Source organism: Streptomyces sp. NPDC004838 (genome assembly GCF_053600955.1).
In genome coordinates this window covers 44,915-55,731 of record NZ_JBSGAW010000013.1, presented here as the reverse complement: position 1 = coordinate 55,731, position 10,817 = coordinate 44,915, and the positions used below count along the sequence as shown (strand labels likewise).

At 70.5% G+C, this 10,817-nt stretch carries 7 protein-coding genes and 1 pseudogene; 1 reads left to right on the top strand and 7 read right to left on the bottom strand.

Annotation, left to right across the window (positions count from 1 at the left end):
* Positions 1 to 71: 71 nt before the first annotated feature.
* The 6 genes from ACWEFL_RS16915 to ACWEFL_RS16890 form a co-directional block, all read right to left on the bottom strand.
* A complete protein-coding gene (locus tag ACWEFL_RS16915) occupies positions 72 to 269 on the bottom strand; it encodes a hypothetical protein (RefSeq protein WP_451712744.1) in 198 nt (65 codons plus the stop codon).
* A gap of 741 nt (positions 270 to 1,010) precedes the next feature.
* The gene (locus ACWEFL_RS16910) at positions 1,011 to 2,519 is read right to left on the bottom strand and encodes a DUF7059 domain-containing protein (protein ID WP_451712741.1); all 1,509 of its coding nucleotides are present in this window, start codon (positions 2,517 to 2,519) and stop codon (positions 1,011 to 1,013) included.
* Between the two features lie 335 nt (positions 2,520 to 2,854).
* A complete protein-coding gene (locus ACWEFL_RS16905; RefSeq protein WP_451712738.1) occupies positions 2,855 to 3,427 on the bottom strand; it encodes a small secreted protein in 573 nt (190 codons plus the stop codon).
* A gap of 222 nt (positions 3,428 to 3,649) precedes the next feature.
* Positions 3,650 to 6,091: a sodium-translocating pyrophosphatase gene (locus tag ACWEFL_RS16900; RefSeq protein ID WP_451712735.1), complete on the bottom strand. Its 2,442-nt coding sequence runs from the start codon at positions 6,089 to 6,091 to the stop codon at positions 3,650 to 3,652.
* 451 nt (positions 6,092 to 6,542) lie between these two features.
* The gene (locus ACWEFL_RS16895) at positions 6,543 to 6,980 is read right to left on the bottom strand and encodes an ATP-binding protein (protein WP_451712733.1); all 438 of its coding nucleotides are present in this window, start codon (positions 6,978 to 6,980) and stop codon (positions 6,543 to 6,545) included.
* 99 nt (positions 6,981 to 7,079) lie between these two features.
* A complete protein-coding gene (locus ACWEFL_RS16890) occupies positions 7,080 to 7,433 on the bottom strand; it encodes an STAS domain-containing protein (protein ID WP_328318827.1) in 354 nt (117 codons plus the stop codon).
* A gap of 78 nt (positions 7,434 to 7,511) precedes the next feature.
* Here ACWEFL_RS16890 and ACWEFL_RS16885 point away from each other — a divergent pair, with 78 nt between their 5' ends.
* Entirely contained in the window at positions 7,512 to 9,971 is a 2,460-nt protein-coding gene (locus tag ACWEFL_RS16885) for a DEAD/DEAH box helicase (RefSeq protein ID WP_451712730.1), read from the top strand.
* 585 nt (positions 9,972 to 10,556) lie between these two features.
* On the opposite strand, the pseudogene ACWEFL_RS16880 reads toward ACWEFL_RS16885, so the two are convergent.
* Positions 10,557 to 10,778: pseudogene (locus tag ACWEFL_RS16880) on the bottom strand (Rv3654c family TadE-like protein); the annotation flags it as partial.
* Positions 10,779 to 10,817: the final 39 nt, after the last annotated feature.

Below are 10,817 nucleotides of genomic sequence, written 5' to 3'. Positions count from 1 at the left end.
CACTCGAACGGTAACCCGAGTCCGGGCATTCCTGCCGCCCGGACCGGCACGACGATGCCCGAGAACCCCGCTCAGATGCGGCCGAAGCACCACACGCCGAGTGCGAGGAAGGCCACTCCGGCGAACGCGGTGAGGGTGATGGCCGTGGCGGGACTCACTCCCTGGGCGACCGGTGCGCGGTGCATCACGCGCACTCCCGTCCACAGCAGCAGCCCGGCTCCGAACAGTGCGAACGCCACTCCGGCGAAGATCGCTGGCCCGCTCTCCACAGCCGCACCCGTCCTTCTCTGACCTTCGTCGACGCCGAGGCGATACGGGGTTCTCCCCGGAGGCCGAGGCTGACAGATCCGAGCATCGGAGACACGAATTCCGGGTGAACGCCGCGTGGGTTCACCCACGCGGAGCGGATCGGGCCCGGCGAGCGGGCAGGGGCGGTACGCGTCACGGCAAGGGGCCGGAGGGCGCGGGCACGGCAAGGGGCCACGGCGAGCGGGCAGGGGACTCGGCCGGGACGCGCAAAGCGCTGAGCGGCGGGACCGGGGCAGCGGGCCGACGGGGAACCCGCGAAGCACCGGAAAGCACCGGGAAGCACCGGGACGAGCGAGCCATGACGCGGTGAGCCATTACGGCGAGAGCCAGGCCGACCGCATAGGCCGACCGCATAGGACGAGGGGCCGACCCGGCAGCCCGGACGGACTGCCTCGGGCTGCATAAGGCACGTAAACCGAACATTGGCCGATTTCACCCCATGGCAGGGCTCGAACCGCTGCCCTCCGACCGACGGGCACCCCACCGGCTCCAGCACAGGAGGAGCGAGGTCCGCCCGCGAATCCAGCCCCGCCGACCACCCCCGTGTGCCACCCAGCCCCGCACATCCGGCCCCACCAACGTTCGAGGCGCGGAGTCCGGGGTGGAGCCCCGGCAAGGAGCCGCACCCGGCGCCCGCACGCACGCCCCGCACGGGCGCACCACCCCCGCCGCCCGCCCGAGCGCCTCGTCCATGCCCCGCCCTACCGCACCGGCTCCAGGAAGCCCTCCCCCACCAGGAGCCGGAGCGCCTGCGGGGTGCGGTCCCGGAGCAGGACCGGGTCCTCGTCGATGAGCTGGGCGATCGCGTCCAGGATGCGGCCCGCGCTCAGCGTCCCGTCACACGCCCCGGCGAACCCCGCGCCGACCGTGTCGACCTTCGTCGCCCGCCGCATCCCCCGGTTCTGCCGGAGCACGACATGCTCGGGGTGCTCAGCCCCCGGCAGCCCGACCTGCTCCTGCACGACCTCGGCGGCGAGGGTGAAGTGGTCGGCGAGCAGGGCCGCGTCGTCGTGCGTCCGCAGATAGTCCTGACGGGCGAAGTGCGCCCGTACGCTCTCGCCGAGCGGCTGCTCCACCGGGTGCGGCCACTCCTCCGTGACGATCGAGGGCCGCTCGGAATCCGACTTCCGCAGGGTGATCCAGCCGAAGCCGACCGCCTTGGTCTTACGCGCCTCGAACTCGTCCAGCCATGCCTCGTACCGCGCCGCGTACTCCCGGGGGTCGCCGCGGTGGTCGCCGCTGTCGCGCAGCCACAGCTCCGCGTACTGCGTGACGTCCTGCACCTCGCGCCGCACGATCCAGGCGTCGCAGCCGCGCGGCACCCAGGAGCGGAGCCGGTCCTGCCACTCCTCCCCCTCGACCTGCTGCCAGTTGGCGAGGAAGTGGGCGTATCCCCCGTGGTTCAGCCGGTCTCCGGCCTGCTGGACGAGTGAGCGGCACAGGTCGTCCCCGCCCATTCCGCCGTCCCGGTACGTCAGGCGGGCGCCCGGAGAGATCACGAACGGCGGATTCGACACGATCAGGTCGTACGTGTCCTGGCCGGCCGGCTCGAAGAGGGAGCCCTCCCGCAGATCGGGCTCCGGGGCGTCGGAGAGCGCGAGGGTGAGACGGGTGAAGCCGAGGGCGCGCGGATTCAGGTCGGTGGCCGTGACGCGGGTCGCGTGCTGTGCCGCGTGCAGCGCCTGGATTCCCGAGCCGCTGCCGAGGTCGAGCGCGGAGGCCACCGGCGAGCGGACGGTGATACCGGCGAGGGTGGTGGAGGCGCCGCCGACGCCGAGGACGACCGCTTCGTCCTGGCCGCCCGCGCCCGACGCGCCGCCGACGGCGAAGCCGAGGTCGGAGACGATGAACCAGTCCTGACCCTCGGGCCCCCCATAGGGCCGCACATCCACGGTGGCGCGGACCGAGTCGCCGTCCCGCACCACCCAGCCGTCGGCGAGGGCCGCGTCCAGCGGCAGGGCGGCGCCGGCTCTCCCGTACGCGACCGGCTGCTGGAGCAGGAACAGCCGCACCAGCGTGTCGAGAACGCCGTCTCCGCGCGTGGCACGCAGGGCGGGCACGGTCTCGCTGCGGGCCAGGGCCGCGTACGCGGAGGCGCCGAGCAGGTCGAGGAGCCCGTCGGCGGTGAAGTCGCCGGCGAGAAAGGACTCGCGCAGCCGTGGCGCTTGGTCGGGCGAGGGGATGCCTGGGGTGGCGCTGGTCGTACTCACCCGCCCATTGTGGCCGCCGCCACTGACAATCGCCGCCCCGGCCCGACGCTCCGGAAACGCCCGCCGCCCCCGGTCCGGGAGTACCCGGGTCCGGGGGCGGCGAGTCATCCGTGCGGCGTCACCGAGAACCGGTGCGAGGCGAGGCGATCGGGCGTGATCGCGGGTGGTCCGCGAAGCCGTCCCCGAGGGTGTAGGGGTCCGGCCGCGAGAGCATGCGGGCCGCCCCTGCGCGAACGCGTCCCCGAGGGCTCCGCGGAGCCGTCCCCGAGGCGGCCTGACGCGTACGCGGCACGCGTGGCGGCCTACGGACGAAGGGGGCAGGACGGACGAAGGGGTCAGGCGGAGGGCCCCGGCACGGGCGTCGACGCCGTCACCGGCTTGCAGCCCGCCTGCTTCGCCATCGCCTTGCCCGTGTCACTGGCCCGCAGTTTCTTCGACGCGTTCTGGTTCTGCTCGATCTTCGTCAGCCCTTCGACCACGGGGTCGAGACCGTCGGCGAACTTCTGCTGGTTCTGGGCGTCGAGCGCGTCGATCTGCTTCTTGAGATCGAGGTACGCCTTGGAGTTGGCGTCGAGCTCGACGGCGTTGGCCTCGACCAGCTTCCGGTCGCCCTCGACGGGTGTTTGCCCCGCGCCCCTGAGGGCGGCGGCGAATGCCTTGTTCACGGCGGAGAGATCCTGGAACGCCTTGGAGTCGGCGGCCTGGATATCGCCCGGCTTGCCGTCCGTGGCGGTCGAACGGATGAGCTGTTCGACGTCGGCCTGCTTCTGGATCTGCGGCTTGGCCAGGTCGCAGTACTTCTTGGCCCAGTCGTCGACCGACTCCTTGTCGTCGCCACTGCCGCAACCGGACATCGCCAGCACCAGTACCGCGCCGCCGGAGAGTGCGGCCGCAAGCTTCTTGTTCACCGGATCGGTCCCTTCCAAGGCTCCCTGCGCCCCGGAACATACACGTCGACCGGGCGGCGAACGCATGCCGGGCAGCCGGTTCACGCACTGTTGTAGCCATTTGCACCAAGGGAGAGAAGGCTCACCCGAGCCGGGAAAGGGAGACGGACGGCGTATCAGCACACGCCGTCCGTCAACATCCTGAGCAGGTCTGACGATGGAAAAGATGTGTGGAGCAGGGGGTTAGGACACCACCGCCGGGTCGGGTGATTGCGCGTTGCGTTCGGCGGAGTCGGGTTCGTCGTCACCGACGGTGACACCCCGCCGCTTGGAGATGTACACGGCTCCGATGATGATCAGCATGGCGAGGATCGCGACGACGGCCCTGATCCCGGCGCTCGCGTCGTCGCCGTAGCTGAACTGGACCACGGCGGGCGCGATCAGCAGCGCCACCAGGTTCATGACCTTGAGCAGCGGGTTGATCGCGGGTCCCGCGGTGTCCTTGAACGGGTCTCCGACGGTGTCGCCGATCACAGTGGCGGCATGGGCCTCGCTGCCCTTGCCGCCGTGGTGCCCGTCCTCGACGAGCTTCTTGGCGTTGTCCCACGCGCCTCCGGAGTTGGCGAGGAAGACTGCCATCAGGGTGCCGGTGCCGATCGCGCCCGCCAGGAACGCGCCGAGCGCCCCGACGCCGAGCGAGAACCCGACGGCGATCGGGGTCAGCACGGCGAGGAGACCCGGAGTGGCGAGTTCCCGCAGTGCGTCCTTGGTACAGATGTCGACGACCCGGCCGTACTCCGGCTTCTCGCTGTAGTCCATGATCCCCGGGTGCTCGCGGAACTGCCGCCGCACCTCGTAGACCACCGCGCCCGCCGAACGCGACACGGCGTTGATCGCCAGACCCGAGAAGAGGAAGACGACCGCCGCGCCGAGGACGAGGCCCACCAGATTGTTGGGCTGGGAGATGTCCATGACCAGGTTCATGGGTCCGCCTTCGCCGACCTTCTCGCCGACCTTGTCCGCCGCGATCGCGATGGCGTCGCGATACGAGCCGAACAGCGCCGCCGCCGCCAGTACGGCGGTGGCGATGGCGATCCCCTTGGTGATGGCCTTGGTGGTGTTGCCGACGGCGTCCAGGTCGGTGAGCACCTGCGCGCCCGCGCCCTGGACGTCGCCGGACATCTCGGCGATGCCCTGGGCGTTGTCGGAGACGGGCCCGAAGGTGTCCATGGCGACGATGACGCCGACGGTGGTGAGCAGTCCGGTGCCGGCCAGCGCCACGGCGAACAGGGCCAGCATGATCGACGTGCCGCCGAGGAGGAACGCGCCGTACACGCTGAGGCCGATCAGCAGCGCGGTGTAGACCGCGGACTCCAGGCCGATGGAGATGCCGGCGAGGACGACGGTGGCCGGTCCGGTCAGCGAGGACTTGCCGATGTCCTTGACGGGGCGGCGGCTCGTCTCGGTGAAGTACCCGGTCAGCTGCTGGATCAGGGCCGCCAGCACGATGCCGATGGCCACGGCGACGAGTGCCAGTATCCGCGGGTCGCCGCTGTGGGTGCGGATGGCGGCCTCGCCGACGCCCTTCAGGTCGGCGTAGGAGGAGGGGAGGTACACGAAGACCGCCGTGGCCACCAAGGCCAGGGAGATCGCCGCGGAGATGAAGAATCCGCGGTTGATGGCGGTCATACCGCTGCGGTCGGCGCGCCGCGGGGCGACCGCGAAGATGCCGATCATCGCGGTGATCACGCCGATGGCCGGGACGATCAGCGGGAAGGCGAGTCCGGCGTCGCCGAAGGCCGCCTTGCCGAGGATGAGCGCCGCGACCAGGGTCACGGCGTAGGACTCGAAGAGGTCGGCCGCCATGCCCGCGCAGTCGCCGACGTTGTCGCCCACGTTGTCGGCGATGGTCGCGGCATTGCGCGGGTCGTCCTCGGGGATGCCCTGTTCGACCTTGCCGACGAGGTCGGCGCCGACATCGGCCGCCTTGGTGAAGATACCGCCGCCGACTCGCATGAACATGGCGATCAGCGCGGCGCCGAGACCGAAGCCCTCGAGGACCTTGGGGGCGTCGGCGGCGTAGACGAGGACGACGCAGGAGGCGCCCAGCAGACCGAGGCCCACCGTGAACATGCCGACCACGCCGCCCGTACGGAATGCGATTCTCATGGCCTTGTGCGCGACGGCCGTCAGATCCCTTTCCTGCCCGCCGGAAACAGCCTGCCCGTCGGGAACAGTCGGCTCGTCCGGAACAGTCGCCTCACGCGCGGCTGCCGCCACACGTACATTGGCCCGTACGGCGAGGCGCATGCCGATGTATCCGGTGGCCGCCGAGAAAAGAGCACCCACCAGGAAGAACACGGAACGTCCGGCGCGTTGCGACCAGTCGTCGGCGGGCAGCAGCATCAACAGGAAGAACACCACGACGGCGAAGACGCCGAGAGTGCGCAGCTGCCGGGCGAGATAGGCATTGGCGCCTTCCTGCACCGCCGCCGCGATCTTCTTCATGGAGTCGGTGCCCTCGTCCGCCGCCAGCACCTGGCGTACCAGCAGCTGGGCCACGACGAGCGCCGACAGCGCCACCACGGCGATGACGACGACGATCAGTCGATTGTCGGTTGTCAGTACCGCGGCCGAGAGGGAAGTCGGGTGATCGATCATTTCCGAACTGAAGAGCCCCGCCATTCGTCCTCCTTGACGTCGTTCAGAGCTCAAGATGTGGACGGATTGTAGGTAGTGGAAACCTGATCTAAACAGTGCGCGACAAATACAATTGACCTTCGGTTGCCATCCGGCAAATGATCAGGTTTCGAAAATACCCCTGGAAGAAGTAACGGGGCAAAGGCATTGACACATGATCGATGATCTATGAAATGATCTGGCGATAAAAGAAAGAGGCCCTGCTGAGCAGGGCCTCTTCACCATGGGGACGCTATTCGGATCGCCGACCGGACCGCCGCGCGAGGACGGCGGCGGGGCGGAGGCCCGAACAAGCCCGAGGAGCCGAACAGGTGAAACAGGGCGAGCAACGACGGTCGAGGCCGATCCGGGCCAGTCGGGCGCAGTCGCGATCCAACTCGGTCCGTCTGGGGCCGTCTGAGTCCGTCAGGATTCCGTCGGGATCTATCGAGGTCCGTCAGGGGAGCATGCTGACCGGCGCCGACGGCCAACTCATCCGGATCACGCCGCCCTCGTCGCTGGAGGAGACCTCCATGTCGTCGACGAGACCGCTGATCACCGCGAGGCCCATCTCATCCTCGCCCTCGGTCTCCTCGTCGGCGTCGGCGTGCCCGGATCCATCGCGGGACCCGTCGGCACCCGTGCCGGGAACTTCGTCGGCCACCTCGATGGAGAACGTCTTGTCCTCCTCGGTCAGCACGACCTTGATGGGGGCCGTGAGGCCATGACTGCGATGCAGCCCCACCGCCCGGCTGCACGCCTCACCGACCGCGAGCCGGACCTCGTCCAGCACGGCCTCGTCGACCCCGGCCCGGCGCGCCACGGCAGCGGCCACCAATCGGGCCGTCCTCACGTGCTCGGGCTGAGCGCTGAAACGAAGTTCGACGGTGGTCATACCATCCCCCTCGGACGTACGGGCGTGCATCTCCGGGGCCCCGGGCTGGATGCCCGGACCCCTCCTCTTCCGGCGGTCTTCGACAGTCTCGGGCCGACCTCAGTCGGTGGCCGCGACGGCATCGTCGACCGTGGTGTGGATCGGGAACACCTTGGTGAGCCCCGTGATCCGGAAGATCTTGAGAATGCGCTCCTGATTGCAGACCAGGCGCAGCGAACCCTCATGCGCGCGCACGCGCTTCAGGCCGCCCACCAGCACACCGAGTCCGGTGGAGTCGAGGAAGTCCACGCCCTCCATGTCGACAACCAGGTGGTAGCTGCCGTCGTTCACCAACTCGACCAACTGCTCGCGCAGCTTGGGCGCGGTATACACATCAATCTCGCCACCGACCTCGACGACCGTACGGTCGCCACCAGGTCCGGATACATTGCGAGTCGACAGGGACAGGTCCACGGATCCTCCAGCACCTTGCTATCGAGCGGCCGCCCCCTCAGGTCTCCCCGGCGGAGCGGAGGACGGTCGCCAGCCGCGATGGCATTCAATCACTTACCAACAGCCATGCACGACGCCTTGGGACCATTGTCCGTCACTCCAGTGACACACTCGGTGCCGATGGCCAAGAATCTCCGTCCCGGACGACCGCCCGAGAGCGAGGAAACCCGCCCCTCCCCCGGTGCGGTCCTCAACCAGCTCGCCGCGAGGGCGAACCGGGCTGCGCGCATCACTCATACGGAGCACTTGCCCCCGAGACCCGGCCGCCATGCCGTCTGGCCCGATCGCATCCGGCCGGAAGTCATCGACGCCATCGAGCGGACCGGTGTCGACCATCCCTGGGTCCACCAGGCGGTCGCCGCCGAGCACGCCCTGGACGGCGATTCGGTCGTCATCGCCACCGGAACCGCGTCGGGCAAGTCACTGGCCTATCTCGCCCCCGTGCTCACCACCCTCCTCGACGGCGCCGAGGCCCCGAACGGGCGCGGCGCGACCGCCCTCTATCTCGCCCCGACCAAGGCCCTCGCCGCGGACCAGTGCCGCGCCGTGAAAGAACTCGCCGCGCCGCTGGGCAACCGGATCCGGCCCGCCGTCTACGACGGCGACACCCCCGTCGAGGAGCGCGAGTGGGTCCGCCAGTACGCCACGTACGTCCTCACCAACCCGGACATGCTCCACCGGGGGATCCTGCCCTCGCACCCCCGCTGGGCCTCCTTTCTGCGCGCCCTGCGCTATGTCGTCATCGACGAGTGCCACACCTACCGGGGGGTCTTCGGCTCCCATGTCGCCCAGGTACTGCGCCGCCTTCGCCGTATATGCGCCCGCTACGGCGCGAATCCCGCCTTCCTCCTCGCCTCCGCCACCTCCGCGGAACCCGCCGTGTCCGCGGGCCGGCTGACCGGGCTGCCCGTCCGCGAGGTCGCCGACGACGCCTCGCCGCGCGGTGAACTCGTCTTCGCCCTGTGGGAGCCCCCGCTCACCGAACTCCACGGCGAGAAGGGCGCGCCCGTCCGCCGCACGGCCACCGCGGAGACCGCCGACCTCCTCACCGATCTGACCGTCCAGGGCGTCCGCACCGTGGCCTTCGTACGTTCCCGCAGAGGTGCCGAACTGGTCTCCGTCATCAGCAAGGAGCGACTGGCCGAGGTGGACCGCTCCCTGCCCCGGCGCGTCGCCGCCTACCGCGGCGGCTACCTCCCCGAGGAGCGCCGCGCGCTGGAACGGGCCCTGCACTCCGGCGAACTCCTGGGCATGGCCGCCACCACCGCCCTGGAACTGGGCGTGGACGTCTCGGGCCTCGACGCGGTACTGATCGCCGGGTATCCGGGGACCCGGGCCTCCCTGTGGCAGCAGGCCGGCCGCGCCGGACGCTCCGGCCGGGGCGCCCTGGCCGTCCTCGTCGCCCGTGACGATCCGCTGGACACCTTCCTCGTCCACCACCCGGAGGCCCTGTTCCAGCGGCCCGTGGAGTCCACGGTCCTCGACCCCGACAATCCGTATGTCCTCGCCCCCCATCTGTGCGCCGCCGCGGCCGAGCTGCCTCTCACCGAGGCCGACCTCGAACTCTTCGGCCCCGCGACCGGCGACCTCATGCCCCAGCTGGAGGCCGCCAAGCTGCTGCGGCGGCGGCCGTCGGGCTGGCACTGGACCCGCCGAGAACGGGCCGCCGACCTGACCGACATCCGGGGCGGCGGCGGCCGTCCCGTACAGATCGTCGAGGAAGCGACCGGCCGGCTGCTGGGCACCGTGGACGAGCCGGCCTCCCACACCACCGTCCACGAAGGGGCCGTCCACCTCCACCAAGGCCGTACGTATCTCGTCCGGAAGCTGGATCTCGACGATCCCCATGGCCCGGTCGCCCTGGTCGAGGAGGCCGTCCCGCCGTACTCCACGACCGCCCGTGACACCACCTCCGTCTCCGTCATCGAAACCGACACCGAGATCCCGTGGGGCGACGGACGCCTCTGCTACGGATCCGTCGAGGTCACCAATCAGGTCGTCTCCTTCCTCCGCCGCAAGCTCATGACGGGCGAGGTGCTCGGTGAGACCAAACTCGATCTGCCGCCGCGCACGCTGCGCACCAAGGCCGTCTGGTGGACGGTCACCGAGGACCAGCTGGACTCCGCACGGATCAACCCTGAGCAGCTGGGCGGCGCCCTCCATGCCGCCGAGCACGCCTCGATCGGGATGCTTCCGCTCTTCGCGACCTGCGACCGCTGGGACATCGGCGGGGTCTCCGTGCCCCTGCACCCGGACACCCTGCTGCCGACGGTCTTCGTGTACGACGGCCATCCGGGCGGCGCGGGCTTCGCCGAGCGGGCCTTCCGCACGGCCCGCGAATGGCTGACCGCGACGCGTGAGGCCATCGCCGCGTGCGAGTGCGAGGCGGGCTGCCCGTCCTGCATCCAGTCCCCCAAGTGCGGCAACGGCAACGAGCCGCTGCACAAGCGGGGAGCGGTACGGCTGCTGACGGAACTGCTGAGGGAAGCGGCGCGGTAGGGGCGGGCTGCCGCTCGCCGCAGACGGTGTCGCCGGGCGTACGGTCCGGGGCGCGTGCCGCGGGTCGGTCGGCGTCCGTTCGGGCGCGGGGTGCCCTGTCGTCGCATATGGTGCGGTGTCCCGCAAGGACTCGAAGGACCTGTCGGAACGCGACGCTCGGGCCCGGAGGCCGAGCGAGACCGCTGCGGCCTCGGGCTTTCCGGCGCCCCGCGAGACCCGGGCCCCTGGTCGGGTTCGTGGCCGCGGGTCGGCCGGGGCCTTCGCACGGGAAGGCGGGGGCGTTTCGGCCTTCCGGTTTCCGCGGGATTCAGGGGCTCTTTCGCCGGATTCGGGAGCTGGAGTCGGAGGCGTGAGGGCCCTGGCGGGCTGTGAGTGGGGCATTCGGGTGTCGGATGGGGAGGGGCCAGGGGCAGGAGGCGGCTGGACGGAGGGCTCCGTGGCCGTCAGGGGCTTGGGAGGAGCGGGGCCGCCCCGTTGGCCCGGAAGGGGCTGAGGGGACGGTACAGCGGGGTTCAGGAGGTCTGGAGGACCCGCTCTGGATCTGACCGTCGGTCCGTAGGGGCCGAGGCGGAAACGGGCCGTCACCTCCGCGACCTCGCCGTGGACCGTGCAGCGCACGATCGTCGCGCCCTGGGCACGGGCCACACTCGTCGCCTTCGCGCACGCGGCGAGCGGGCCGCCGAGGGCGCTGTCGGCGGCGGCGAGTGCCGCCAAGTCGGCCGCGGAGCCGGCCCGGTGACGAGCCACCACCACCTGACCCATGATCAGGATCGTTGCGAACACGGCGGACAGGGCGGTAGCCGCCATGGCCACCCACACGGTCGCCGAACCGCGATCGGAGCGACG